Origin of the sequence: Sagittula stellata E-37 (assembly GCF_039724765.1) — a bacterium.
Taxonomy (GTDB): Bacteria; Pseudomonadota; Alphaproteobacteria; order Rhodobacterales; family Rhodobacteraceae; genus Sagittula; species Sagittula stellata.
The window spans coordinates 4,272,482-4,297,666 of sequence record NZ_CP155729.1; the positions used below are offsets into that span (position 1 = coordinate 4,272,482).

30 protein-coding genes are annotated in these 25,185 nt (G+C 66.7%); 23 read left to right on the forward strand and 7 right to left on the reverse strand.

Going from position 1 to position 25,185, the window contains the following annotated elements; genetic code table 11:
- The first annotated feature begins 85 nt into the window (after nt 1–85).
- The 5 genes from lgt to ABFK29_RS20375 all read left to right on the forward strand — a co-directional run bounded on the left by lgt (nt 86) and on the right by ABFK29_RS20375 (nt 4,380).
- Nucleotides 86–994 (forward strand): prolipoprotein diacylglyceryl transferase, encoded by a 909-nt coding sequence (gene lgt, locus ABFK29_RS20355; RefSeq protein WP_005864246.1) that lies wholly within the window; start codon nt 86–88, stop codon nt 992–994.
- Entirely contained in the window at nt 991–2,064 is a 1,074-nt protein-coding gene (locus tag ABFK29_RS20360; protein WP_005864248.1) for a class I SAM-dependent methyltransferase, read from the forward strand. Before lgt ends, ABFK29_RS20360 begins: the two co-directional genes overlap by 4 nt.
- 82 nt (nt 2,065–2,146) lie before the next feature.
- Complete coding sequence (gene pgeF / locus ABFK29_RS20365; protein ID WP_005864250.1) at nt 2,147–2,902, forward strand: peptidoglycan editing factor PgeF; 756 nt, start codon at nt 2,147–2,149, stop codon at nt 2,900–2,902.
- Nucleotides 2,903–3,061: 159 nt separating this feature from the next.
- Entirely contained in the window at nt 3,062–3,205 is a 144-nt protein-coding gene (locus ABFK29_RS20370; RefSeq protein ID WP_005864252.1) for a hypothetical protein, read from the forward strand.
- 389 nt (nt 3,206–3,594) lie between these two features.
- Complete coding sequence (locus tag ABFK29_RS20375) at nt 3,595–4,380, forward strand: Hint domain-containing protein (protein WP_005864254.1); 786 nt, start codon at nt 3,595–3,597, stop codon at nt 4,378–4,380.
- Between the two features lie 116 nt (nt 4,381–4,496).
- Here ABFK29_RS20375 and ABFK29_RS20380 read toward each other — a convergent pair whose 3' ends face one another.
- Complete coding sequence (locus ABFK29_RS20380; RefSeq protein WP_005864256.1) at nt 4,497–4,997, reverse strand: Lrp/AsnC family transcriptional regulator; 501 nt, start codon at nt 4,995–4,997, stop codon at nt 4,497–4,499.
- A gap of 171 nt (nt 4,998–5,168) precedes the next feature.
- Here ABFK29_RS20380 and trxB point away from each other — a divergent pair, with 171 nt between their 5' ends.
- The 6 genes from trxB to ABFK29_RS20410 all read left to right on the forward strand — a co-directional run bounded on the left by trxB (nt 5,169) and on the right by ABFK29_RS20410 (nt 11,664).
- A complete protein-coding gene (trxB, locus tag ABFK29_RS20385) occupies nt 5,169–6,182 on the forward strand; it encodes a thioredoxin-disulfide reductase (protein WP_005864258.1) in 1,014 nt (337 codons plus the stop codon).
- Nucleotides 6,182–6,520: a ribonuclease E inhibitor RraB gene (locus ABFK29_RS20390; protein WP_005864260.1), complete on the forward strand. Its 339-nt coding sequence runs from the start codon at nt 6,182–6,184 to the stop codon at nt 6,518–6,520. The genes trxB and ABFK29_RS20390 overlap by 1 nt, the downstream gene beginning before the upstream one ends.
- A 92-nt stretch (nt 6,521–6,612) precedes the next feature.
- Nucleotides 6,613–7,164 (forward strand): VOC family protein, encoded by a 552-nt coding sequence (locus ABFK29_RS20395; protein ID WP_005864262.1) that lies wholly within the window; start codon nt 6,613–6,615, stop codon nt 7,162–7,164.
- 145 nt (nt 7,165–7,309) lie between these two features.
- Nucleotides 7,310–9,388, forward strand: a complete 2,079-nt coding sequence (locus tag ABFK29_RS20400; protein WP_005864264.1) for a bifunctional sulfate adenylyltransferase/adenylylsulfate kinase — start codon at nt 7,310–7,312, stop codon at nt 9,386–9,388.
- 238 nt (nt 9,389–9,626) lie between these two features.
- Nucleotides 9,627–10,907: an autotransporter domain-containing protein gene (locus ABFK29_RS20405; RefSeq protein ID WP_040605268.1), complete on the forward strand. Its 1,281-nt coding sequence runs from the start codon at nt 9,627–9,629 to the stop codon at nt 10,905–10,907.
- A gap of 7 nt (nt 10,908–10,914) precedes the next feature.
- Nucleotides 10,915–11,664 carry a hypothetical protein gene (locus tag ABFK29_RS20410; protein ID WP_005864268.1) on the forward strand — a complete coding sequence of 250 codons (750 nt, stop codon included), beginning with the start codon at nt 10,915–10,917 and terminating at the stop codon, nt 11,662–11,664.
- Here the strand turns inward: ABFK29_RS20410 and ABFK29_RS20415 are convergent.
- The 3 genes from ABFK29_RS20415 to ABFK29_RS20425 form a co-directional block, all read right to left on the reverse strand.
- Nucleotides 11,652–12,866, reverse strand: a complete 1,215-nt coding sequence (locus ABFK29_RS20415) for a peptidoglycan-binding domain-containing protein (RefSeq protein WP_005864271.1) — start codon at nt 12,864–12,866, stop codon at nt 11,652–11,654. The two genes, ABFK29_RS20410 and ABFK29_RS20415, sit on opposite strands and share 13 nt — an antisense overlap.
- Nucleotides 12,867–13,142: 276 nt before the next feature.
- Nucleotides 13,143–13,373: a DUF1150 family protein gene (locus tag ABFK29_RS20420; protein ID WP_005864273.1), complete on the reverse strand. Its 231-nt coding sequence runs from the start codon at nt 13,371–13,373 to the stop codon at nt 13,143–13,145.
- 4 nt (nt 13,374–13,377) lie between these two features.
- Entirely contained in the window at nt 13,378–13,788 is a 411-nt protein-coding gene (locus ABFK29_RS20425; protein ID WP_005864274.1) for an Hsp20 family protein, read from the reverse strand.
- Nucleotides 13,789–13,955: 167 nt separating this feature from the next.
- Here ABFK29_RS20425 and ABFK29_RS20430 point away from each other — a divergent pair, with 167 nt between their 5' ends.
- The 3 genes from ABFK29_RS20430 to ABFK29_RS20440 all read left to right on the forward strand — a co-directional run bounded on the left by ABFK29_RS20430 (nt 13,956) and on the right by ABFK29_RS20440 (nt 15,954).
- Complete coding sequence (locus tag ABFK29_RS20430) at nt 13,956–14,180, forward strand: YdcH family protein (protein ID WP_005864276.1); 225 nt, start codon at nt 13,956–13,958, stop codon at nt 14,178–14,180.
- A 79-nt stretch (nt 14,181–14,259) separates the two neighbouring features.
- A complete protein-coding gene (purE, locus tag ABFK29_RS20435) occupies nt 14,260–14,745 on the forward strand; it encodes a 5-(carboxyamino)imidazole ribonucleotide mutase (RefSeq protein WP_005864277.1) in 486 nt (161 codons plus the stop codon).
- A 141-nt stretch (nt 14,746–14,886) separates the two neighbouring features.
- Nucleotides 14,887–15,954 carry a 5-(carboxyamino)imidazole ribonucleotide synthase gene (locus tag ABFK29_RS20440; protein ID WP_005864279.1) on the forward strand — a complete coding sequence of 356 codons (1,068 nt, stop codon included), beginning with the start codon at nt 14,887–14,889 and terminating at the stop codon, nt 15,952–15,954.
- Between the two features lie 116 nt (nt 15,955–16,070).
- On the opposite strand, the gene ABFK29_RS20445 is transcribed toward ABFK29_RS20440, so the two are convergent.
- Complete coding sequence (locus tag ABFK29_RS20445) at nt 16,071–16,769, reverse strand: HAD family hydrolase (protein WP_347099788.1); 699 nt, start codon at nt 16,767–16,769, stop codon at nt 16,071–16,073.
- A 120-nt stretch (nt 16,770–16,889) separates the two neighbouring features.
- Here ABFK29_RS20445 and clpS point away from each other — a divergent pair, with 120 nt between their 5' ends.
- The 5 genes from clpS to ABFK29_RS20470 all read left to right on the forward strand — a co-directional run bounded on the left by clpS (nt 16,890) and on the right by ABFK29_RS20470 (nt 20,739).
- Nucleotides 16,890–17,213 (forward strand): ATP-dependent Clp protease adapter ClpS, encoded by a 324-nt coding sequence (gene clpS, locus ABFK29_RS20450; RefSeq protein ID WP_157136587.1) that lies wholly within the window; start codon nt 16,890–16,892, stop codon nt 17,211–17,213.
- Nucleotides 17,214–17,283: 70 nt separating this feature from the next.
- Nucleotides 17,284–18,291, forward strand: coding sequence for a class I SAM-dependent methyltransferase (locus ABFK29_RS20455; protein ID WP_005862341.1), 1,008 nt, complete (start codon nt 17,284–17,286; stop codon nt 18,289–18,291).
- Nucleotides 18,292–18,316: 25 nt separating this feature from the next.
- The gene (locus ABFK29_RS20460; protein WP_005862343.1) at nt 18,317–19,114 is read left to right on the forward strand and encodes an SDR family NAD(P)-dependent oxidoreductase; all 798 of its coding nucleotides are present in this window, start codon (nt 18,317–18,319) and stop codon (nt 19,112–19,114) included.
- A gap of 104 nt (nt 19,115–19,218) precedes the next feature.
- Nucleotides 19,219–20,100 (forward strand): oxygen-dependent coproporphyrinogen oxidase, encoded by an 882-nt coding sequence (hemF, locus tag ABFK29_RS20465; RefSeq protein WP_005862345.1) that lies wholly within the window; start codon nt 19,219–19,221, stop codon nt 20,098–20,100.
- Nucleotides 20,101–20,271: 171 nt separating this feature from the next.
- Complete coding sequence (locus ABFK29_RS20470) at nt 20,272–20,739, forward strand: SRPBCC family protein (RefSeq protein ID WP_157136588.1); 468 nt, start codon at nt 20,272–20,274, stop codon at nt 20,737–20,739.
- A 55-nt stretch (nt 20,740–20,794) separates the two neighbouring features.
- Here the strand turns inward: ABFK29_RS20470 and ABFK29_RS20475 are convergent, their stop codons facing one another.
- Together ABFK29_RS20475 and ABFK29_RS20480 are read right to left on the reverse strand one after the other, a co-directional pair.
- Nucleotides 20,795–21,340: a pseudouridine synthase gene (locus ABFK29_RS20475; protein WP_005862348.1), complete on the reverse strand. Its 546-nt coding sequence runs from the start codon at nt 21,338–21,340 to the stop codon at nt 20,795–20,797.
- The gene (locus ABFK29_RS20480; protein WP_005862350.1) at nt 21,340–21,789 is read right to left on the reverse strand and encodes a nucleoside deaminase; all 450 of its coding nucleotides are present in this window, start codon (nt 21,787–21,789) and stop codon (nt 21,340–21,342) included. The genes ABFK29_RS20475 and ABFK29_RS20480 overlap by 1 nt, the downstream gene beginning before the upstream one ends.
- A 75-nt stretch (nt 21,790–21,864) precedes the next feature.
- On the opposite strand from ABFK29_RS20480, the gene ABFK29_RS20485 reads away from it, so the two are divergent.
- The 4 genes from ABFK29_RS20485 to ABFK29_RS20500 all read left to right on the forward strand — a co-directional run bounded on the left by ABFK29_RS20485 (nt 21,865) and on the right by ABFK29_RS20500 (nt 25,173).
- Nucleotides 21,865–22,890 carry a pseudouridine synthase gene (locus ABFK29_RS20485; protein ID WP_005862351.1) on the forward strand — a complete coding sequence of 342 codons (1,026 nt, stop codon included), beginning with the start codon at nt 21,865–21,867 and terminating at the stop codon, nt 22,888–22,890.
- Between the two features lie 84 nt (nt 22,891–22,974).
- Complete coding sequence (locus tag ABFK29_RS20490) at nt 22,975–23,172, forward strand: hypothetical protein (protein ID WP_005862353.1); 198 nt, start codon at nt 22,975–22,977, stop codon at nt 23,170–23,172.
- A complete protein-coding gene (locus ABFK29_RS20495) occupies nt 23,172–24,011 on the forward strand; it encodes a hypothetical protein (RefSeq protein WP_005862355.1) in 840 nt (279 codons plus the stop codon). The genes ABFK29_RS20490 and ABFK29_RS20495 overlap by 1 nt, the downstream gene beginning before the upstream one ends.
- Nucleotides 24,012–24,258: 247 nt before the next feature.
- Nucleotides 24,259–25,173, forward strand: coding sequence for a 5-bromo-4-chloroindolyl phosphate hydrolysis family protein (locus ABFK29_RS20500; RefSeq protein WP_005862358.1), 915 nt, complete (start codon nt 24,259–24,261; stop codon nt 25,171–25,173).
- The last annotated feature ends 12 nt before the right edge of the window (nt 25,174–25,185 follow it).

Below are 25,185 nucleotides of genomic sequence, written 5' to 3' on the forward strand. Positions count from 1 at the left end.
GGCGTTGCGTTTCGTACCTATATGGACACCAAAGGCCCGACGCTCAAGGTTGACGGCGTCACCGGAGCAGAGGCAAGAGGCATCCATGATAGCAGCCATCCCCTTCCCGAACCTCTCGTCCGAGGTCTTCTCCGTCTCCGCCTTCGGCATGGAATTCGCGCTGCGCTGGTACGCGCTCGCCTATATCGCGGGCATCCTGATCGGCTGGCGGCTGGCGGTGACCGCACTGAAACGCGCCCCGCTCTGGCCCGCCGACACGCCGCCGATGACGCCACGCCAGCTCGAAGACCTGCTGACCTGGATCATCCTTGGCGTGATCATCGGCGGACGGCTGGGCTTCGTGCTGTTCTACATGCCCGGCTACTACCTGTCCCACCCGCTGGAGATCCCGATGATCTGGCAGGGTGGCATGGCCTTCCACGGCGGGCTCCTGGGGGTCATCGCGGCGACGGGGATCTTCTGCGTTCGCAACCGCATCCCCATGCTGCCCACCGCCGACCTGCTCGCACTGGCCACGCCGCCGGGCCTGCTGCTCGGGCGGCTCGCGAACTTCGTCAACGCCGAGCTCTGGGGCCGTCCCTCCGACGTGCCGTGGGCGGTGATCTTTCCCGGCGACATGGCCCAGTCATGCGGCCAGCCCATCGGCGCGCTCTGCGCCCGCCACCCCTCGCAACTGTATGAGGCGACGCTCGAAGGTCTTATCCTCGGGCTCGTCCTTCTGGTGCTGGTCCGGCGCGGCGCGCTGAAGGCACCGGGCGTTGTCGCGGGCGCGTTCTTCACGGGTTACGGCCTTGCCCGTTTCGTGGTCGAGTTCTTCCGCCAGCCCGACGCGCAGTTCGTCAGCCCCGGCAACCCGACCGGCCTTGCACTGCACATAGATGGCTTCGGCCTGACGATGGGCCAAATCCTGACCCTGCCGATGATCCTCGGCGGCCTTGCCCTGATCCTCTGGGCACGGCGCCGCAGGTCCGCGTCCGGCCCCCGCACGGCATGAGCGCGCTCAAGGACATCATAACGCGCCAGATCTCGCGCACGGGGCCGCTCACGCTGGCCGACTACATGGCGCTCTGCCTGTCGCATCCGGAGCACGGCTACTACGCCACCCGCGATCCGCTGGGGGCGGAGGGCGATTTCACCACGGCGCCGGAAATCTCCCAGATGTTCGGCGAATTGATCGGCCTCGCGCTGGCGCAAAGCTGGATGGACCAGGGTGCGCCCACGCGCTTCGTTTTGTCCGAGTTGGGGCCCGGACGCGGCACGCTGATGGCCGACGCCCTGCGCGCCACGACACGCGTGCCCGGCTTCCACGACGCGCTGGAGCTTCACCTGGTCGAGACCTCGCCCGCCCTGCGCGCCGAACAGGCCGCTCGCCTTCCCGATGCAACCTGGCACGAGTCGGTCGCCTCCCTCCCCGAGGCACCGCTGTTCCTGATCGCCAACGAGTTCTTCGACGCGCTGCCGATCCGCCAGTTCCTACGCCATGCTCAGGGCTGGCAGGAGCGGGTGGTCGGCCTCAAGGACGGTCAGCCCACGCTTGGCCTGACCGATCCCGCACCTCATGACGCGCTCGACCACAGGCTCGCCGATACCGAACCGGGTCAGATCGTCGAAAACTGCGCCCCCGCTCAGGCCATCGTGCAGGAGACTGGCCGCCGCATCGCATCTCATGGCGGCACGGCGCTGATCGTCGACTACGGCGACTGGCGGTCCCGGGGCGACACCTTCCAGGCACTCTACCGGCACAAACCCGCCGAGCCCTTCGCCCGCCCCGGCGAGGCCGACCTGACCGCGCATGTCGACTTCGAGGCGCTGGCAAAGGCGGCGCACCCCGCCGCCCACAGCGCCCTGACCCCGCAAGGCGTCTTTCTCGAACACCTCGGGATCACGGCGCGCGCGCAGGCACTGGCGCGCCGTCTTGGCGGGGCCGCGCTCGAAAGCCATGTCGCGGCACATCGGCGGTTGACGCACCCCGGGGAAATGGGATCACTATTCAAGGTGCTGGCGCTGTTTCCACACGATGCGCCGCCGCCCCCCGGAACCGGTTTGCCTGCCGATCCGTCCTGATGTCCGCCGCGCCGAGAACCATGTATCCCGCCCCCGCCGCCCCCTTGTCTATACGCCCGACGACCCCGGATTGACGCCCGCAATGACGCTCGAGATCATCACCGCCGACAGTCTTTCGCCCTTCCGCCACGGCTTCTTCACCCGAAGGGGCGGTGCGTCCTCGGGCATCTTCTCCGGGCTGAACTGCGGCCCCGGCTCCTCCGACCAGACCGACATCGTGGCGATCAACCGCGCCCGCGTGGCCGACGCCCTCGGTGCGGAGGCCGGCGCGCTGGTTACGCTGCATCAGGTGCATTCCGCCGATGCGGTGACTGTCGACGGGCCGCTGGAAGAACCGCGCCCAAAAGCCGACGCGCTTGTCACCGCGACCGAGGGGATCGTTCTTGCCGTGTTGACCGCAGACTGCCAGCCGGTGCTCTTTGCAGACGCAGACAACGGCGTGGTCGCCGCTGCTCACGCGGGCTGGCGCGGGGCGCTGGGGGGCGTGCTGGAGTCCACGATCGAGGCGATGGAAGCGCTCGGCGCGGAACGCGACAGCATCCGGGCCGTGATCGGGCCGTCCATCAGCCAGGGCGCCTACGAAGTCGGGCCGGAGTTCCTGGACGACTTCATGGCGGAAGACCCCGGCAACACCCGTTTCTTCGCCAACGGCACCGGCGACCGCATGATGTTCGACCTGCCGGCCTACGGGCTTCACCGCCTGCGCAGCGCCGGGGTGGAGGCGGAGTGGACGCGCCATTGTACCTATGCCGACCCGGACCGGTTCTATTCCTACCGCCGCGCGACACACGCGGGCGAAGCCGACTACGGCCGATTGATCTCGGCCATCCGGCTCTGAACAAGGCTGTCCGGCTTCCCGTTCGGAAACAATGCCAGCCGGTTTCGCGATATTATCCCAACTCGGTCACAAGTCCGCCCCATTTGACCGCGACAGTCTATGTCAGAGAACAGGCGGACAAGCCGCCCGACAGAGCAGTCAGCGAGAAGAGCCGGGATCATGAAACAACGTCGCTTCATCAAGTCGATCATCGAAACCGCCAAGGCAAACGAGGGCACGCGCATGCCGTGGGAACGCGGCGCCCCACGTGCCGCGATGATCGCAAACCGCAAGTCCGCGGAACCGACCCTGAAGCGCGCCTGAGCCACGCGGAGGGGCACGCGCCCGGGGCGCGCACGGATGTAGGTCAGTTCGGAACAGGGCGGGGATTTCCCCGCCCTTTCCGCGTTCCGGGGGGCCGTGACACGGCGCGGACCCGTTCCATGACTCCGGGCAGGCAACCCCCACACGATTCGGAGCCGCGCCATTCGGAGCCACATCGGGCCATTTGTGGCAAAACCGTTCGCCCCGCGCCAACAATCCTCACCTCACCGAAGGATTGGAAACGCTTTGGGCGGGAAGAGCCCACTATCTTTGACCGGCTGGATGAAATCGGGTTTATCTGCTCCAGCGAAGACGCGAAACCTGACGTCCTTCTGTCGTTGTTGGTGGGGGCCAACACGGTTGTGACCGACCTTTTAAGGGGTGATCACATGTCCAGTCTCCACCGCGGGTTTTCTCCCGCAACCTACGCCGGCACAGCCACAATCTATCCGGGCCACGACGCGGATGCGCGGCCCCGCCGCACAGGCGCTCTTATGCGCAAGTTCGAGGTCGCCGTGTTGCGGCCCGATCTGACGGTCGATTTCACCCAGCACGTCGCCCCTGCGACCCCTTTCTTCGAGGAATGCGCCTCGGCCTTTGCACGCGGCACGCTGATCGACACCGTGCGCGGACCCGTCGCGATCGAGGACCTCGTGCCCGGCGACTACATCCAGACCGCGCTTGGCGCCGAACCCATCACCTGGATCGGCTCCACCACCTACGTGCCGGGGCGCCGCACGGAGGACACCTCGCTCACGCACCTGACACGCGTGACCGCCGACGCCATGGGGTTCGGCAACCCACCGATGGACCTGCTGTTCGGGCCGGCGGCGCGCATGGTCGTGCGCCACGCTCGGCTGAAGACCCTTCTAGGGCAGGCCGCCGTGCTCGCCCGTGTCGAGGAATACACGGACGGCGACCGCTTCCTGCAGATCAGCCCCGCGGGCACGGTGCAGCTTTATCACCTAATGGTCCGGCGCCACACGACGCTCAAGGTCGGCGGTGTGGAGGTCGAGACATTCCACCCCGGCAATTCCGCCAGCCAGCAGCTTGGCGAAAAGACCCGTGCGCTGTTCATGTCAATGTTCCCGAACTTCGAGACGCTCGGAGACTTCGGGGAAACCTGCGCGACGCGCACCGCCCGAGAGGTCATCGAGGGGCTGATCAACACCTGACCGAGCCGAGCGTTGCGCCCGGTCCGCCCCGAAGGGCAGGCGGCGCATAGCCCCGCCCTACGAACCGTCGAGACATCCTGCAGGGTGGGGCTTTGCGCCACCCTGTACGACCTGTGTCAGGCAGTGCGGCTCAGCCGCTCTTCCAGCACGTCGAACGGTACACCCGGCTCGTCCTTAGCGCCCCGGATCACCAGCGAAGTCTTCACGCTGGCCACGTTCGGCGCCGTCAGCAGGTCGCCGGTCAGGAAACTCTGAAAGGTCGACAGGTCCGGCGCCACGCACTTCAGGATGAAGTCCACCTCGCCGTTCAGCATGTGGCACTCCCGCACCAGCGGCCAGTCGCGGCACCGCGCCTCGAAAGCCGAAAGGTCGGACTCCGCCTGGCTTTGCAACCCGACCATAACGAACACCTGCACCTCGAACCCCAGTGCCCGGGCGTCCACGTCCGCGTGGTAGCCCTGTATGTAGCCCTGCTCTTCCAGAACACGCACCCTGCGCAGGCAGGGCGGCGCGGAAATACCCACGCGCCGCGCCAGCTCTACGTTCGTCATGCGCCCATCCGTTTGCAGTTCGGACAGAATCTTGCGATCAATAGGATCAAGCCGATGCGTCGGCATGCATCTTCCCCTGCCAGTTTTCGCGTTTGTTATACCAGCCCCCGTGCTGCGCGCAATAATATTTCGCAAAAGCGCAATATTCTTAACCCATGTTCGCTCAATCCTGACGCATTGCACCTGTCGCCCCGGTCACTATATGCAAGGCCCATCCTGAACGTATGGAGCGGCCCCATGGCAGAGACGTCCCAAACCCGCCACACCAAGGTCCTGATCATCGGCTCCGGCCCGGCCGGATACACCGCCGGTGTCTATGCCTCCCGCGCCATGCTTGAGCCGATCCTCGTGCAGGGGCTGGAACCCGGCGGTCAGTTGACCACCACCACCGAGGTCGAGAACTGGCCCGGCAACACCGAGATCCAGGGCCCAGACCTGATGGTCAACATGGAAGCGCACGCACGCGCCATGGGCACCGAGATCATCGGCGACATCATCACGAAAATCGACTTCGACGTCCGTCCCTTCGTGGCACACGGCGACAGCGGCAAGACCTACACCGCCGACAGCATCATCCTGGCCACCGGCGCTCGGGCGAAGTGGCTGGGGATGCCCTCCGAAGAGGCGTTCAAGGGCTTCGGCGTCTCGGCCTGCGCGACCTGTGACGGCTTTTTCTACCGCGGGCAGGAAATCGTGGTGATCGGCGGCGGCAACACCGCGGTCGAAGAGGCCCTGTTCCTGACCAACTTCGCCTCCAAGGTCACGTTGATCCACCGCCGCGACGAACTGCGCGCCGAAAAGATCCTGCAGGACCGCCTGCTGAAGAACCCGAAGATCCACCCGCTCTGGTTCCATCAGCTCGAAGAGGTCATGGGCACCGACATGCCCAAGGGCGTCACCGGCGTGAAGGTGAAGAACGTGAACACCGGCGAAATCTCCGAAATTCCCTGCGCCGGCGTTTTCGTCGCCATTGGCCACGCGCCGGCATCCGAGCTGGTGAAGGACGTGCTGGAAACGCACATGGGCGGCTACGTGAAGACCAAACCCGACAGCACCGAGACCTCGATCCCCGGCGTTTTCGCTGCGGGCGACCTGACCGACCACAAGTACCGTCAGGCGGTGACGTCGGCCGGAATGGGCTGCATGGCCGCGCTGGAGGCCGAGCGTTGGCTGTCCGAGCAGGACCTCGACGAGGGCAAGGACACGGTCGAACCGATGGGTTATGGCGTGCCGGTCGAAGCGGGACACTGATGAGCCACGACTTCGCCGCCCAGCGGGCCGAGACCCGGGCCACCTATGCCGAACTGCGCGACGGCCCGGGCCTGCCGGAATTCACCGACGTGGACTACTTCCTGGTCCCCGAGGCCAATGCGGACTGGCGCCCATTGGCCGAGGCGCTATCGAACGAAGGTTTCGAGTGCGACTGGGTTGAGGACGACGAGGAAGGCCGCTACCTCGTCGCCACCCTGCCCGACCAGATGATCTCGGCCGACGGCATCTGGCTGGGCGAGGAAGTGGCCACGCGCATCGCACTGGACCACGGCTTCACCCCCGATGGCTGGGGCCTCATGGGGGACGGCGAAGACTGAAGGCACGCGTGTGCCGCACTGTCGCTTGACCGTCATCCGCCCCGGTTAACCACGCCCCGCAAGGCGGGACCGGAGAAAGAAGGATACAGGGCATGCGCTGGCGCGGCGTCAATCACATCGAGCTTTCCGTCCTCGACTACGAGACCTCCGTGGATTTCTACGACAAGCTGTTCGGCTGGTTGGGCTACAAGAGCTTCTGGACGATGGATGTCGGCTACCGCTCCACCTATTACATGGCGCGGTTTCCGGCGCCGCATTCCTACATCGGCATCCAGCCCGCGCAATCGGGCGGCAAGCTGGACCACGCCGCCCGCGCCACGGGCCTGCACCACATAGCGCTCTGGGCCAGGAACCGGCGCGAGATCGACGATTTTCACCGCGATTTCCTTGTCCCCAACGCCATACCGGTGACCGAGACGCCCGCCGAATACGCAATCTATGCGCCCGGCTACTACGGCGTTTTCTTCGACGATCCGATCAACGGGTTCCACTGGGAACTGGCGCATATCCCCGTGGTCGTCGGCCTCGGGATGGTGCGCAGGTTCAAGGCCGCCTGGAAGGACGCCGCCCGCGCCCATCCGGAATGGCCGGGCGATGGCATGTCTCAGGCCATGCGCGCCCTCCCCGGACGCGGAGACAACTGAGGCGAAAGCCCAATAACGTGGCTTATCGGCCACGCCACTCCCCGAGCATAGGCGAAAAACCTCCCACGGCGGCATTTGGGGTTTGCTGCAGGTGCGAAATGGTGCGATGCGTTCAGCACTGAACACACTTTGAGTCGCCGCTTTCATGCCCTCGCTTTCTGCCTCTTCGACGCTTAGGGAAGACGATCAGCTCTTCCGTCTGCTGCGGCAGCTCGAACAGGCACCGGAGGCCTCGCAACGGGTCACGGCAGAAGCGCTCGGCGTATCTCTCGGCACGCTGAACAGCCAGCTCAGGGCGGCCCAGAACGCGGGCCTGATCGTGGTCAGCAACCGGCCCGGGCCGGATCGGCGCCAGCGCTTCGCCTATGCGCTGACACCCGAGGGCACGTCGGTCAAGAACCGGCTGATCGACGCCTTCCTCGCACGGAAATTCACCGAATACGCGGCGCTGTACGCCGAGCTCACCGGCTCTGCCAGCGACTTCGTCCCCATCAAATACAGGAGCAATCTGATGCAATCCAACCTTGCCCCCATCCCGGAGCTCTACGTCTCCTACGAGAGTTCCCTGAAGCTGAAGACCGAAGCGGCCGAACTGACCTCGCACGATCTGACGCCCCGCCAGGTCTGCGACCTCGAACTGCTGATGAACGGCGGTTTCTACCCGCTCAAAGGCTTCCTGGGCGAGGACGACTACAACGGCGTCGTCGAGAACATGCGCATGGCCGACGGCCAGCTCTGGCCGATGCCGATCACACTGGACGTGTCAGAAGACTTTGCCGCCAAGGTCGAGGAAGGCCAGGACATCGCGCTGCGTGACCAGGAGGGCGTGATCCTCGCCACCATGACGGTCACCGACAAGTACATCCCGAACAAGGCGAAAGAGGCCGAGAACGTCTTTGGCGCAGACGACCTCGCCCACCCGGCGGTCAACTACCTGCACAACACCGCCGGCAAGGTCTACCTCGGCGGTCCGGTGACCGGCATCCAGCAGCCGGTGCACTACGACTTCCGCGCCCGTCGCGACACGCCGAACGAGCTGCGCTCCTACTTCCGCAAGCTCGGCTGGCGCAAGATCGTCGCGTTCCAGACCCGCAACCCGCTGCACCGCGCCCACCAGGAACTGACCTTCCGCGCCGCCAAGGAAGCGCAGGCCAACCTGCTGATCCACCCGGTCGTCGGCCTGACCAAGCCGGGCGACGTGGACCACTTCACCCGCGTGCGTTGCTACGAGGCGGTTCTGGACAAGTACCCGGCCTCCACCACCACCATGTCGCTGCTGAACCTCGCCATGCGCATGGCCGGTCCGCGCGAAGCCGTCTGGCACGGCCTGATCCGCAAGAACCACGGCTGCACGCACATGATCGTCGGCCGCGACCACGCCGGCCCGGGCAAGAACTCTGCAGGTGAGGACTTCTACGGCCCCTACGACGCACAAGAGCTGTTCCGCACGCATCAGGCGGAAATCGGCTGCGAAATGGTCGACTTCAAGCACATGGTCTACGTGCAGGAACGCGCCCAGTACGAGCCCGCCGACGAGATCGAGGACAAGGACAACGTCACCATCCTCAACATCTCGGGCACCGAACTGCGCCGCCGTCTGGCCGAGGGCCTGGAGATCCCGGAATGGTTCTCCTTCCCCGAGGTTGTGAAGGAACTGCGCCGCACGAAGCCGCCGCGCTCCAAGCAGGGCTTCACCGTGTTCTTCACCGGCTTCTCCGGCTCCGGCAAATCGACCATCGCCAACGCGCTCATGGTCAAGCTGATGGAGATGGGCGGCCGTCCGGTGACGCTGCTCGACGGTGACGTCGTGCGCAAGCACCTGTCGTCCGAACTGGGCTTCTCGAAAGAGCACCGCGACATCAACATCAAGCGGATCGGCTACGTCGCGTCCGAGATCACCAAGAACGGCGGCATCGCGATCTGCGCGCCCATCGCGCCCTACACCGCGACCCGCCGCGCCGTCCGCGAGATGATCGAGGAATACGGCGCCTTCTGCGAAGTGCACGTCGCGACCTCGATCGAGGAATGCGAAAAGCGTGACCGCAAGGGTCTCTACAAGTTGGCGCGCGAAGGCAAGATCAAGGAGTTCACCGGCATCTCCGACCCCTACGAAGAGCCGCAGACCCCCGAACTGCGCGTCGAGACCGAGAATGTCGAAGTCGACAACTGCGCGCACCAGGTCATCCTGAAGCTGGAATCGATGGGCCTGATCGCGGGTTCCTGATCCGCAACGTCCAGACCGAACGCGGAAGCCCGGGGCACGTCCCCGGCCTTTCCACATCTGGCGCTCCCGCCCGAGGTGGCACAAAAACTTGTGGCCGCCGCATCACGCCTCTCGGGAATCTATGCGCCAGGCGCAAACCGGATATGCGTTTACGTTGCATTTACCGTCGGGACGGATATTCTTCTGGAAGGCCTGCAACCACCGGCACCGCCGGCTCGCACGTGTTCCGGGGATCGAAATGAGACTTCTGAGTCGACTAACCGCCTGCGCCGCTGCCTTCCTGTCCATCGGTGCCATGAACGCGGGTGCGGCTGCGGCCGGCTGCAACAACGAATTCTACTCCGTCGATTACAACTACGGCGGGTCGCAATCCTACGGGCTTCCCGGTGGCCTGCTGAGTGGCGAGGACGCCACCTTTACCGTCGCCGGCGACTTCCAGTTCTTCAAGATCGAGGTGAAGGGCCAGGTGCTCTGCAACTCCGTCGCGACCTGCAACGGCTATACCTACACCGCCCCCGCGACCGACAATTACTACTTCCTCGCCACTGGCCAGAGCGGGCCTGGCACGGGCAAGTCCGGCACGGCGACATACTCCTGCACCGCCGCGACCACGGGTCCGGGCACAGGCGGCTCCGGCTCGGGCGGCGGGACCACGACGAACAGCGGTTCCCCGACCGGGGGCGGGCTGCCTGCCGCGGCGCAGGGCGCAGGCTCCACCGTGGCGGCCGGCGGATCGGCGACCGCGGTGGGCAACGCGATCAACAACGCCATCACCGGCAACGGCCCGAACCTGTCGACCCGAGGCCTGTTCCTGTCCAGCGGCGGCACCTCGTCCCCGATGCAGGCCTGGGCGTCGCTTCAGGGGCGCAACTACAGCGGCGATGTCGACGGACGGTCCTACGAATTCACCCTCGGCGCCGATTTCGAGGTGGGCGCAGGCACCCGGCTGGGCCTGTTCCTTTCGTCGGGGCGCGCGGACCTGGACATCGCCGGCGTCGACGTGGAAACCGACGCGCTGTCGTTCGGCCCCTACTTCAAGACCCGGCTCTCCGACACCTACGAGATCACCGGCTACGCCCTTTTTGCTCGGCCCGACTACGACATCGGCGGCACCTCCTACGAGGCCGAGCGCCGCGCCGCGGGCCTGACGGCGAATGCAAACTACATGTGGGGCAACACCGAGATCGAGAGCTTCCTCGGCGTCTCCGGCTTCTCCGAGGACCATCCGAACGCAGGTGCCCTGTCGTCGCGCACCGTCAGTGCGCTGACCGGCTCCATCGGGACAAAGGCGATCTTTGCCCAGGGCGCGCCGCTCCGGCCCTACGTCAGCATCGGCGCCGACTTCCACCGCTACGACGATGGCGTCAACGGTCGGAAGACGCACAACACGCCGCGGATCGGCACCGGTTTCACCTACAACACCGGCAACGGGTCGCTGTCGATGGACCTCAATGGCGGCCAGATCTTCGAGGACACCCGCGACGTCGAACTGCGGATGAACTACAACTTCAACTTCTGAGGTCCCCTTGGCGACGATCAGCGGGGCGGGGGCCAAGGCCCTCGCCCTTTCCTTTCCCAAAGACCTTCGGGACACCCGCAGCGTCATCTCCCTCACGTCGATCCCACCGCGATTCGCGACGCTCGGCCCGGTGCTTGAGACGCTGACCGCACAAGGCGCCGACGCCGTGGTGCTGGCCCTGCCACGCGCCTTCCGGCGCTTTCCCGGCACGACTGAGGCACCGCCCCTGCCGAAAGGCGTGACCCTCCTGCGGTCCGGCACCGATCCCGGCCCGGCGCTGAAACTGCTGGGCGCGCTTCACGCCTGCCCCAACGCGCGCATCACCGCCTGCGACGACGACACGCTTTATGGCGACGGCTGGCTGCGCGCGCTGGAACACGCAGGAGCGCCGGACATCGCCACCACCGGCGCGGGCTGGTCCGTGACCCGGCTGAAACGCCGGGGCCTGCCCCCGCCCTCGGTCGACATCGCGCAGGGCTTTTCCGGCCTTAGCGTGACCCCTTGCATGTTCGGCCCAGAGGTCTTCGCGATCCCGGACGTGGCATGGCCGGTAGACGACATCTGGTTCTCCGGGATGCTCGCACAGAGCGGCACCGCGATCCGCGCCGTGCCAGACGCCCGCGCGCTCTGCACGCCGCTCGACCGTCCCGCCGCGCTGCAATCGGCGCCGGACCTGCCGGAGCGCGCCACCGCGAACGCGGCGACGGCCCAATGGCTGCATGACCGCTTCGGGATCTGGCCGTCTCAGTTGCCGTGAACCTGCGCGCCGCCCGCGACTGGCGGCAGCGCCTCTCGACCCGCGATCAGACCGTCGCCGTCGATGTCGATGTCCTGCACGAACTCCAGCCCGAAGGCCCGGCTTTCAAGCATCGTCTGATAGAGCTTCTCGAAGTCCTGCACGCTCATGCCATAGACCTGCGCGAAGGCATCGTACCAGTTGTCGGTCTCGCCCACCGCGCGCCAGAAATCGATCAGGCTCCGGTCGCCATAGCGCCCGGCCAGCAGGGCGGCGGCATAATGGGACACCGCGTAGGCACCGGCGGTGCGCACCTCGTTGTCCGTGCGCACGCTGGCCAAAGTCTTCTGCGCCGCGATGGCGCGCGCCCTGAGCAGGAACAGCGCGTCGCCCGCCACATGGGTATCACGGGTCCAGTAGCGCGACTCGAGCACCTCCGCAGTCCCCTCGACCATCCACGCGGGGCCAAGACGGCGACGCACCCTCTGCCCCTTGCGCACCCAGCGCTCCACCTTGTCGTAGGCCATCTCGCGCTGCATGTGGTGGACGTATTCGTGCACCATGACAGAGGTCAGCGTGTCCCGCGCAATCCTGAGCTGCGCGCCGTCCGCCACCCCCATGGCCAGCCCGCAAAAGGTCATCACGTCGCGGTACATGCTGCCGCCCAGCCCACGCGCGCCCAGACAGTTGCGCTCGGCCGAAGCGCGCAGCGTCGTGCCTGGGATCTGCTGACCCTCCTCCGTTGTCCGCACCAGTTCACGGAAGGCTTGGGGGCTGACGGCGGCGGCGATCTCCACCTGGCTGGCCAGCCGCACGCCGTAGCGCTCGGCCATGTAGCTGCGCGCCTGCGCATGCGCGGCCAGCAAGGCACGGCGCATCTGCGGGCTGACCTCGTCAGAGACATGCACCTCGGGCATCCGGTACGATGGCAGGAACGGCAGCGCGTCGAGGTGGAACCGCCCGATCTCGCGGCACCAGCCCACGGCGGCGCGGCGCGAAAACCCCGGGAGCCGCGCATACGCCGTCTGCGCGTCGGGTCCGCTCTGCGCCACCAGCGCCGCAAGCGCGGCCTTTGTGCGCGGCCCGGACTGACCGTCCACCGGTCCGGGGTCCTGCCCCAACGCCGACAACTGGTTCTGAACGCATGCCACATGTACGTCGCCCGCAAAGGCCGGACCGCACAGTCCGCACAACAGGAACACGAAGGCTGCGGCGAAGCGCATGGCACCTCTCAGATCAGGCCCGCGCCCGAAAGCGCACCGGACGAGCCAAGCGCAACTGCCCCTGCCTGTCAAATCAAAGCGCAAACGCCCGCCGGATGCGTCCGGCAGTTCTCATGTGTGTTGGATGGGAAAGTGGATGGCACAGGAAAACACCTGCGTCGCCGGGCCAGCGCATGCCTCAGGCTTTACACGCCGCCAGGGACCGAGCCGCAGAGGCACACCACACTCCTTCGGCGCACCGGGCCGGGCGCCGACACCGGCGCCCGCCAACAGGTCTTAGTGCACCGTCACCGGCGCAAGGTCGTTCTGACGGGCCAGGGCAAAGGCCAGGCTCCGGTCCTTCACAAGCGCCAGCCGCTCGCCATCGGCGCGGTGCACGGCGTAGATCGTGTCGCGGCCGCCCATCTGTTCCTGCATGTCTTCGGGCAGCTCGTCGCGCTGCACGGGACGCACGTAGACCGTACGGCCTTCGTCCATCAGCTTGGAAATGTCGTACTTGGTATGCATCCAGTTACCCCTTCCTGATCTTGATCGTCTGAACCACGGTCTCCGGCTGGTTCTGCGTCAGGTCGACGTGCAACAGCCCGTTTTCCATCACGGCCTCACCGACCTCGACCCCGTCCGCCAATACGAAACTGCGCTGAAACTGTCGCGCGGCAATGCCGCGATGCAGAAAAATGCGCTCGGCAGAATCGTCGCGCGACCGTCCGCGGATCACCAGCTGCCGGTCCTCGACCGTAATGGCCAGGTCCTCTTCGCGGAAACCCGCGACAGCCAGAGTGATGCGGAAAGAGTGTTCGGACGTCTGCTCGATGTTGAACGGCGGATAGCCTTCCGCCGTCTTCGCGGTCCGCTCCAGCAGCCGTTCAAGCTGCTCGAACCCCAGCATGTGCGGGTAGGACCCAAGTGTGAGTTTGCTCATGGACGCAATCCTTTCAGTCCTTGATACAAGCGACCGTTTCGCGCGTGTCCCTGTCGGCAACCCGCACATATGGAATATGGGAACACCCGATGGACCGCGCAAGGGTCTTTGCGCAGAGCCTTCTCTTCGCTATGTTAATGTTTCACGGAGCTTTCAGGAGTCGGCAGATGAACGCCCCATTGGACATCTCCATGAAGAACGACGAGGTCCTTCGCGTCGAACTCGAGGTTTTCCGCAGAGAGCACCGGGACCTCGACGAATCCATCCGCGCGCTGCAATCCACCGGCATCGCGGACCAGATCACGCTGCAACGCCTGAAGAAGAAGAAACTGCTTCTCAAGGACCGCATCGCCCTGATCGAGGACCGCCTGACCCCCGACATCATCGCCTGAACAAGCGCCCGGCGCCCGTTGCACCCGGCGCCCGGCCCCCTATAAAGAGGCTTTCCGGCACGGCATCGGGGACAGCGGCATGACTATCGAGATCGGCATCATCATGGGCAGCCAATCGGACTGGCCCACCATGAAGGAGGCCGCCGACGTGCTCGACGAACTCGGCGTCCCGCACGAAGTCAGGATCGTCTCGGCCCACCGTACCCCGGACCGGCTCTGGGACTACGGCAAGACCGCGGTGGAGCGCGGGCTCAAGGCCATCATCGCCGGGGCCGGCGGCGCCGCCCACCTGCCCGGCATGATGGCCTCGAAAACCCGCGTGCCGGTGATCGGCGTTCCCGTCCAGACAAAGGCGCTCTCCGGCGTCGATTCGCTCTATTCCATCCTCCAGATGCCGCGCGGCTTCCCCGTCGCCACCATGGCCATCGGCGGTGCGGGCGCGAAGAACGCCGGCCTGATGGCCGCGGCCATCCTCGCCAACACCGACCCCGACCTCGCCCGCCGCCTCGACGACTGGCGCGCGGCCCTCGCCGCATCGATCCCCGAGGAACCAGTCCGCGACTGAGCCTAGACGGAAACCGCCCGCGCCCACTCCTTCATCTTGGCAAAAATACCTCGGGGGAGTCACCGCAGGTGACGGGGGCAGAGCCCCCGCTTGCAACGCGGGCCGTCCCGCGCCAGACAGCCGAAAACACGGAGATCAGCCATGTCCCCTCTCCCCACCGGCGCCACCATCGGCATTCTCGGCGGCGGCCAGCTTGGCCGCATGCTGTCCGTCGCGGCGTCCCGCCTCGGCTTCAAAACCGTTATCTTCGAACCCGGCGGCGACTGCCCGGCCTCGCATGTGGCGAATTTCCACCTTCAGGCGTCCTACGACGACGAAGACGCCCTGCGCCGCTTCGCCCGGAGCGTCGACGTCATCACCTACGAGTTCGAGAACATCCCGACGTCCGCGCTCGACCTGCTCGACAGCCTGAAGCCGATCCATCCCAACCGCGAGGCGCTGCGGGTCAGCCAGGACCGGCTGACCGAGAAGACCTTCCTCACCGACCTGGGCTTCGCCACCGCGCCCTTCGCCGACGTGCCGGACGCCGCCGCGCTCGACGCGGCGCTCGCGACCATCGGCGCGCCCGCGATCCTGAAGACCCGACGCTTCGGCTATGACGGCAAGGGGCAGGCGCGCCTGCAAAGCGCCGGCGACGCCACGCAGGCCCTGGCCGACATGAAAGGCGCGCCGTCGATCCTCGAAGGTTTCGTGGACTTCTCGAAGGAGATCTCGGTGATCGCCGCCCGCAGCCAGGACGGGCAGGTTGCGGCCTTCGACCCGGGCGAGAACGTGCACGAGGGCGGCATCCTGCGCACCACCACCGTTCCCGCGGACGTGCCCGCGCGCCTCATGACCGACGCGGTGCTGCTGGCCGGTCGCATCCTCAACGCGCTCGACTACGTGGGCGTGATGGGGGTGGAGCTCTTCGTGACGCCCACAGGGCTGATCGTGAACGAGATCGCGCCGCGGGTGCACAACTCCGGCCACTGGACACAGAACGGCTGCCTTGTCGACCAGTTCGAACAGCACATCCGCGCCGTCGCGGGCTGGCCGCTGGCCAACGGCGAACGCCACGCCGACATCGTGATGGAGAACCTGATCGGAGACGACATGGATCGCCTCCCCGCGCTGATGGCCGATCCGGCGGTGGCGCTGCATCTTTACGGCAAGGCCGAGGTGAAGCCCGGCCGCAAGATGGGCCACGTCAACCGGCTTGTGAAGAGCTGAGAACCCCGGTTTCGCTGCCTTCGGCAGCGACCCGCCGGGGGTTTCACCCCCGGACCCCCAAGGTATTTCGGCCAAGATGAAGGAGTGGGCGCAGCGTCCGGTTGCAGGCGGGTGTTTCAACCGATCTCGCGCACGAGACCCGGCAGGCCCGACAGATCCGAGATTTCGCGGAACCGTGCCGTGTCGGGTGCCTCGGCGTGTTCCAGCGCCCAGGCGAGGTCGTGGGGGACATGCACGCCCCAGGCGCCGGCCTCGATGGCGGGCAGCACGTCGGACTTCATCGAGTTGCCGACCATCATCGCCGCCTCGGTGCCGCCGGGCATCGGCCCGAAGATCCGCGCGTAGGTCGCCGGCCGCTTGTCCGAGACGATCTCGACCGCGTCGAACAGATCGCCCAGGCCAGAGGCGGCCAGCTTGCGTTCCTGGTGCAGAAGGTCGCCCTTGGTGATCAGCACCAGCCGGTGGCCCGGTGCCAGCGCCTGCACCGCCTCTCTGGCGTGGGGCAGGAGTTCGACCGGGTGGGCCAGCATATCGCGGCCGGCCTCCAGCAGTTGGCCGATCACGCTGGCGGGCACGCGGCCGTCCGTCACCTCGATCGCGGTCTCGATCATCGACAGGGTAAAACCCTTAACGCCGAATCCGTAGTGCCCGATGTTGCGCCGTTCCGCCGCGATCAGCCGTTCCTCCAGGTGCGCGCGTTCGGCATGATCCCTGAGCAGGTCGGCGAATCTGTCCTGCGCGCCCACGAAGAAACGCTCGTTGTGCCAGAGCGTGTCGTCCGCGTCGAAACCGATTGTTAGCAGATTCTGCGCCATTTTGGATTCATCCTCTGTGCCCCCCTTTTCGCCGGGGGCCTTGCGGCTATATAAAGTGGCCGTACACCGGAACGCAAAGCGCGACAGGCACATATGACAGACGCCCCGCAGAAGTGGACGATGGCCGCAGACGAGCCGGATGATGGCCAGGGTGAGACCGGCGTCGTCACAAAGACGAAACCGAAGACCAAGCGCCCGCCGCTCTACAAGGTCCTGCTGCTGAACGACGACTATACGCCGATGGAATTCGTCGTGCACGTTCTTGAGCGGTTCTTCGGCATGACCCACGCGCAGGCGTTCGAGGTCATGCTGACCGTGCACAAGAAGGGCGTGGCGGTGGTCGGCGTCTTCAGTCACGAGATCGCGGAAACCAAGGTCGGGCAGGTCATGGATTTCGCCCGCCGCCACCAGCACCCCTTGCAGTGCACCATGGAAAAGGAATAGGCCCCCGGTCTCAATGGACGGGGCTTTGCAGGCTGCGTCCGCCAGAGACAAGGGAACGGTCTTTCCGCTCATGACATCCGAACGCCTCCGCTTTGCCATCGAGACCGGCGGCCTCGTCCTGCCGGACGACGGGCCGCTGGCCCTGATCGGTGCGCCCGCCGATGCCCCCGTCGACATGCTGGACACATCCCGCCTGACGGTGATCCAGACCGATGCCGCCGCGCATGACGGCTGGGTCGCGCGCGGCTTGCCGACCGCCACCGCCCCCGAAGGCCGCTTTGCCGCCGCCATCGTCACCCTGCCCCGCGCCCGCGACGCCGCGGAGGCACGCCTCGCCCTTGCCGCCCGGCACGCCAACATGGTGGTGATCGACGGCGCCAAGACCGACGGGGTGGAGGCGATCCTGAAGGCGCTCAGGCAGCGCGTGACGCTCGACGGGCAGGTGTCCAAGGCGCACGGGCGCTGCGCGTGGGTCCGTCCGGGCGATGCGCTGGCGGACTGGCTCCGCCCGACGCAGGCGCAGAACGCGCATGGCGACTGGGTGGCGCCGGGCATCTTTTCCGCCGATGCCCCCGACGAGGCGTCTGTTGCGCTGGCCGCCGCCCTGTCTGCGCTGAAGGGCGACGTGGCCGACCTCGGCGCCGGCTGGGGCTGGCTCTCGCGCGGGATCCTGCGTCACCACGGCGTGAAGACGCTGCACCTCGTCGAGACGGAGAAGACAGCCCTCGACTGCGCCCGCCTGAACGTCACCGACCCGCGCGCCGTCTTCCACTGGGCCGACGCCACCGCCTGGACGCCGCCGCAGCCCGCCGGTGCGCATGCGCCCCGCAAGCTCGACGCGGTGGTCATGAACCCGCCGTTCCACACCGGTCGCCGGGCCGATCCCGCGCTTGGCCGTGCCTTCATCGAGGCCGCCGCCCGGGTGCTCGCGCCGCATGGCCAGCTCTGGATGGTGGCCAACCGTCACCTCCCCTACGAGACCGCCCTCATCGCGCTTTTCCGCGATGTGGCCGAGATCGGGGGCGACTCACGCTTCAAACTGTTGCACGCTGCCCGGGTCATCCGGGCGCGGCGCTGACCGCCGAACGAGGAAAGGCGCGACCATGAGTTTCTCCATCGACGGCAAGACCGCCATCGTCACCGGAGCCGCAAACGGCGTCGGACTGGCCATCGCCAAGCACTTCGCCAACAACGGCGCCAACGTCATGCTCGCCGACATGGACGAAGTGCGTCTGGCAAAGGAGTGCGAGAAGGGCGACGAGGAAAAAATCAAGTTCTTCGCGGGCGACCTGCGCGAAAAGCTCACGCTGGCCAACCTGCTCTCGGCAACGCTGGACGCCTATGACCGGGTCGACATCCTGGTGAACGGATCGCGGCAGATGCTGCCGACCGATCCGCTCGACCTCGAAGACGACACGCTGGACAAGCTGCTGGACCAGAACCTGATGACCGCATACCGCATGAGCCAACTCGTGGCGCGGCGGATGATCAAGCAGGCGGAAGGCCAGACCGAAGGCCAGGTGGGCGCCATCGTCAACCTTTCGTCGATCGCCGCCCGCCGCACCCATCCGGAGCTTCTGGCCTATTCCGTCTCCTGCGCCGCGCTCGACCAGATGACCCGCTCGATGGCGGTGACGCTCGCGCCCAACCGGATCCGGGTGAACGCGCTGGCCTTCGGTTCGGTCATGTCCACCAGCCTGAAGGACACGCTGAAAGAGCACCGCGACTACCGCTCCGACATCGAGAACCACACGCCGCTTGGCCGCATCGCCCCGCCGCGCGATCTGGCGGAGGCCGTGCAGTTCCTCTCCAGCGACGGATCTGGCTTCATGACCGGGCAGATCATGACGGTCGACGGCGGGCGCACCCTGCTCGACCCCGTGGCCGCACCGGCGCACTGATCGACCCGACCGCCCGGCATTGACGGGAAGCGGTGCAGGCGGGCCCACGTTGCCCCCGGTGCAGCGCGCCGCTACTGTCCGCCCGACTGCGAGGAGACACCGCCATGATGACCGCCGAAAAAGACCGCGCCAGCACGTGGTTCCGCGACCTGCGCGACCAGATCGTCGCGGCGTTCGAAGCGCTTGAGGACAGCCACCACGCCGGTCCCTTCGCCGAAGCGGACGCTGGCCGGTTCGAGGTGACGCAGACCACCCGGCATTCCGACGACGGCTCCGATGCGGGCGGCGGGCTGATGAGCGTCATGCGCGGCGGACGGGTCTTCGAGAAGGTGGGCGTCAACGTCTCCACCGTCTACGGCACCCTCGGCGTCCCGGCCCAGCAGGCGATGGCGGCGCGTGGCGTGCCGGGCATCGAGGACGATCCGCGCTTCTGGGCCTCGGGCATCTCGCTCGTGGCGCACATGCAGAACCCGCACTGCCCCGCTGTCCACATGAACACCCGCATGTTCTGGACACCCGGCGCGTGGTGGTTTGGCGGCGGCTCCGACCTCAACCCCTGCATCGAATACGACGAAGACACCGCCCATTTCCACGCCACGCAGAAAGCGCACCTCGACCCGCACGGGGACGAACATTACCCGGCGCTGAAGGCGTGGGCGGACGAGTATTTCTACATCCCCCACCGCAAGCGCGCGCGCGGTGTCGGCGGCATCTTCATGGACGACCGCAACTCCGGCGACTGGGAGGCGGACTTTGCCCTGACGCAGGACATCGGGCGCGCCTTCCTACCCGCCTTCGTGCCGCTGACCGAAAAGCGCCGCACGCAACCGTTCTCAGACGCGGACAAGGACGTGCAACTCGTGCACCGCGGGCTCTATGCCGAATACAACCTCGTGTACGACCGCGGCACGAAGTTCGGACTGGCCACCGGGCACGACGCGAACGCCGTCCTGATGAGCCTGCCCCCACTGGCGAAATGGGTCTGAAACATTCGTGATCGCCCGCCAAGCAAGGGGCTTGCGGGACACCTTGGGACACACTAAATCACCCGCCGTGACCAAAGGGAAATTCCCGGTCATGGCCGGAGATTCTGGCGCCTCCGAACGCTGCCGATCGTTCGCGCCCCGTGGCCCCGGCCCCATCTCATGGGGCTTATCTTGACCTATCACGACATCGACGCCTCCGCTCCGGTTGCTGCCCGCGCGGATATTCTTATCGACGCTCCGGCCTCTGCCGTCTGGGCCGTGCTCTCCGACATCCAAAGCTGGCCCGCATGGTTCCGCAATGTGGAGTGGATCAGCGCCCACATTCCTCCGGTGCCCGGCACCGCCTTCGAGATGCGCGCCAGCGGCCAGACCGTCCGCGCCCGGCTGCAGGTGGTCGACGCGACGCACCAGCTTGGCTGGACGGGCACCGCGCTCTTCGTCTCGACGGGGCATCTCGTCACGCTGGAGGACCGCGGGAAGGCAACGCACGTGCACGCCACCGCCTCTTATCGGGGCGCCTGGCCACTGGCGCTGTCGAAACAGGCGAAACGCCACGCCAAGGCGCTGCTGATCGAGGGCCTCGCCGACCTCAAGGCCGCCAGCGAAGGCAAGAAGCCGACGATGCACCGCGCCGCCTGAAACATCCCCGGACCGGACGGCTGGGCGGCGGGACACCGCCCCCGGTCGCCGCCACTCAGGCGTCCCGCCACTCTCCCGGTGCCAGCCCCTCGACCGACCAGTCGCCCACCGACCAGCGCACCAGCCTGAGGCAGGGAAGCCCAACGTGCGCCGTCATCCGCCGCACCTGCCGGTTGCGCCCCTCAGAGATGGTCAGCGACAGCCACGCGTCCGGCACCGATTTGCGGAACCGCACCGGCGGGTTGCGCGGCCAGAGATCGGGAGGGTCGATCGCCACGCACTCCGCCCGCCGGGTCGGGCCGTCATTCAGGTCCACCCCTGCACGCAGCGCCCGGATCTGGTCCTCGGACGGCGTGCCTTCGACCTGCACGAGGTACGTCTTGGGCCGCTTGAACTTCGGCGAGGCGATGCGCGCCTGCAACCGCCCGTCGTCCGTCAGCACCAAGAGTCCCTCGGAATCGCGGTCCAGCCGCCCCGCCGGGTACACGCCTTTCACGTCGACGAACTCCGACAGGGTGGAGCGCGGGCTGTCCGCGTTGCCCTTGTCGGTGAATTGCGACAGCACGCCCATCGGCTTGTTGAACAGGATCACCCGCGCCATCACCGCCGCTCCCTGAAAAAACCGGTCAGCAGGGCGGAGGCCGCCTCTGCCCCGATCCCGTCGTAAACCTCCGGCACGTGGTGGCACTGCGGATGCGAGAAGACCCGCGGCCCCTGCGCCACGCCGCCCGACTTCGGGTCCGCCGCGCCGTAGTACACCCGCGCCACCCGCGCGAAGGAGATCGCCGCCGCGCACATCGGGCAGGGCTCGAGCGTCACGTAAAGATCGTGCCCCGGCAGCCGGTCCGATCCCGCCGCCGCACAAGCCGCGCGCAGGGCCAGCATCTCGGCATGGGCCGTGGGGTCCGACAGCTCTCGGGTGCGGTTGCCCGCGCGGGCCACCACCGCGCCCGACGGCGCCACGACGACCGCGCCCACCGGAACCTCCCCCCGGGTTGCCGCCGCGCGCGCCTCTGCCAGCGCCGCGTCCATGTGCGAACGAAAGACCATGCGTTCCCCTTAGCGCGCGGTCCCGGCGCAGGAAAGCCGCTTCCCCCGCCCCCCGCCGACACGGTAAGAGGCCCCATGGACAACAAGACCCCTCCCGGAGACCGAATCGCCAAGGTCATCGCCCGCGCCGGTCGCGCCAGCCGCCGCGAGGCAGAGCGCATGATCGCCGAAGGTCGTGTGGCGGTGAATGGCACGGTCATCGACAGCCCGGCCCTGAACGTCACCGACAAAGACCGGATCACGGTCGACGACACTCCGCTGGACGGGCCGGAGGAGGCGCGGCTGTGGCTGTATCACAAGTCCACCGGGCTGGTGACGACCACGAAGGACGAACAGGGGCGGCCGACGATCTACGACGATCTGCCCGACGATCTGCCACGCGTGATGTCCGTGGGCCGGCTCGACCTCAATTCCGAGGGACTGCTGCTGCTGACCAACGATGGCGGCCTGAAACGGCGGCTTGAGCTGCCCTCCACCGGCTGGCTGCGCCGCTACCGCGTGCGGATCAACGGCCGCCCGACCGATCCGATGCTGCAACCGCTGCGGGATGGCCTGACGGTCGACGGGCAGACGTTCCAGCCGATGATCGTCAGCCTCGACCGGCAGCAGGGCGCCAACGCCTGGCTGACCGTGGGCCTGCGCGAGGGCAAGAACCGCGAGATCCGCCGCGCCATGGCCGACCTCGGTCTGTCGGTGAACCGGCTGATCCGGATTTCCTACGGGCCGTTCCAGCTTGGCCAGATGAAACCCGGCGAGGTGCAGGAAGTGCGCCGCAAGATCCTGCGCGATCAGCTTGGCCTCGGGCTCGACGCCGAACCCGAGGCGGAGGCAAAGCCCAAACCCGGCCTGCAGCCGCGCACGCGCAAGTCCCGGGCGGCGCCCACTAGTGCAAAGCCGGTTCCGGCGCGGTCGGGCGCGGGGGGCGGAAAATCCGTCACGGGCGGCCCAGCCCGGAAGTCCACCAGCCCGGGCGCGAAGCCCGCCGGCAAATCCGGCCCCAAACCGGGTGGACGGGCCGGTCCCGCAAAGGGCAAACCCACACGATCCGCACCGTCCCGCCCGGGCGCAGGCCACGGACCGTCCAAGCCGCGTCGGGGCTGACCGCGTTAAGGATCTGTTCACCTTTTCAAGGTTTTTCCCGGGCAGCGCCGCTTTTTCGCCCGGTTTCGGCAAGAGATTGAGGTCATGATGACATCGACTCTGGCCCTTCTCATCCTGTTCTGCACCACGCTGGTGGTGCTCGCCAACCTGCGCGTCCTGCTGCAGGACACCTGCGCGATGCTGACCGCATGCGCAAGTCGGGCACGGGACAGCGGGCAGATGATTTCGCGCGGGGCCTTTGTCACACTCTGGCTGCTGATCTTCTTCCTGAGTTTCTTCTGATGCCGCGAATCCTTGCCATGCAGCGCCCGGCAGAGGCGCCCCTGGAGGCCCCGAACTACGACTCGGGGCTCAATATTCTGTTCCTGGCCGCGTTTCCGCTGTTCGCGTGGATGTTTGAGGGGACGTTTTCCGCGATGGCGACGGCCATGGTCGAACTCTGGGTACTGACCGTCGCGTTGCGCATGATCGCGCACGGCACGCGCCTGCACGCCATCTACCGCGTCACGCCCGGCGCCCGGGCCCCGCGCATTCCGCGCAAGATTCTGGGATCGCTTTTGATCGGCATGATGATCACCGTTCTGGCCGGGCATCGGTTCCACGATCTCGTCGTGCCCCTCATGATCGGGATCTGCGGTTTCGGCCTTAGCATCGCCGCCTTCGGTCCAGATCCGATGCGTGACAAGACCGATACCCGCGCGGACGAGAGCCGGCAGATCGCCGACATCGCGCTGGAACACATAGATCACCGGCTGGCGACGATCGCAGACCGCATTGCGATGCTGGAAGACGCCGAGATCACCCGCCGCACAGAAGCTGCCCGCACACAGGTTCTGCGCCTGATGCGCAGCTTCGCCCGCGACCCGCAGTCATTGGCCCGGCTGACGCGACCGGTCGACAAGTTCATCAGCCTGCTCGACGCGGAATCGAACCGGCTTTGCGATGCGCGTTCGGGCGAAGGCGTCCAGTTCGCCCGACGCCGCTACATCGCCAAGCTGGACGTCATGATGGAAAGCTTCGAAACCAGTGCCCGCAAGACCCGGGTGCGCGGCGACAAGGATGCCTTCGAGGTTGAGGCCGACCTGCTTCTCGACCGGATGCCCGCCAACACCGCGGCCTGAGAAAAGGCGTCAGCCCCTTTGTTCCCTTGCGGCAACGCGCGTCAATGGACCGCGCGCCCGTGGGCAAGGTGACGCTGACTGCGGATAGTTCCCCCTAGCAAGTGCAGCACTTAGCCCCTAAGTTTCGGTCAAACGCAGACCATCGGGGGGCTGGATGTCCGGAAATGCCTTGCAGAAGATCAGCTATATCCTGCTGATCGTCCTTCTTTTCGGAGTGTCCACGGGCTGGCTCGGGGGCCTTTGAACGATGGCAAAGCGCTACGGCGGAAAATACAGCCCCGACGGGGACATGGCCGGCGAACCCACTCCGCGTGAGGACCGTGCCGAAGTCCGTGCCTACAAGGGCGCGAAGGTCGCGCCTGCCGGGGCACGCTCCAACGTCCTGTTCATTCCCGGGCTGCTCCTCGCCTTCTTCTCGATCAACGAAGCGCCGGTCGACATGGCCGTCGGCCTGCTGGGCGCCGGGGCGCTGGTGCTTGGCGCCTGGCTTCTCAGGGACGGGCTTCAGGCCGAATCCGCCTATCACGAACGCAAGATCGCCCGCCGTCCCTCCATTCCGCGCAAGCTGTTCGCGGCGGGCTTTTGCGGGATCGGCGCCGCGCTGGCGGCCTGGACCTCGCAACACGGAATAGCCGCCCCGGCCATATACGGCGTCGTCGCCGCCGCGCTCCATGTGGGCGCGTTCGGCATCGACCCGATGAAGGACAAGGGTATGGAAGGCATCGACACCTTCCAGCAGGACCGCGTGGCCCGCGTGGTGGACGAGGCCGAGCGCCACCTCGCCGCCATGAACGAGGCCGTGAAGCGCGCCGACGACGCGCAGGCCGAAGCCCGCGTGGAACGCTTCACCGTCAAGGCCCGCGAAATGATCCGCACGGTCGAGGAAGACCCACGCGACCTGACCGCCGCCCGCCAGTTTCTGGGCGTCTACCTGATGGGCGCGAAAGACGCGGCCATCAAGTTCGCGGACATCTTTTCGCGCACCCGCGACCGTGGTGCCAAAAGCGATTTCATGATGCTGCTTACCGATCTCGAAGAAAGCTTCGACAAGAAGATCGAAAAACTGCTTGAGGACGACAACGCCGACCTCAACGTCGAGATAGAAGTCCTGCGCGACCGCCTGCAGCGCGAAGGCGTGCTTCTCGACCGGAAGTTGGGCTGAAATTTTAAACAG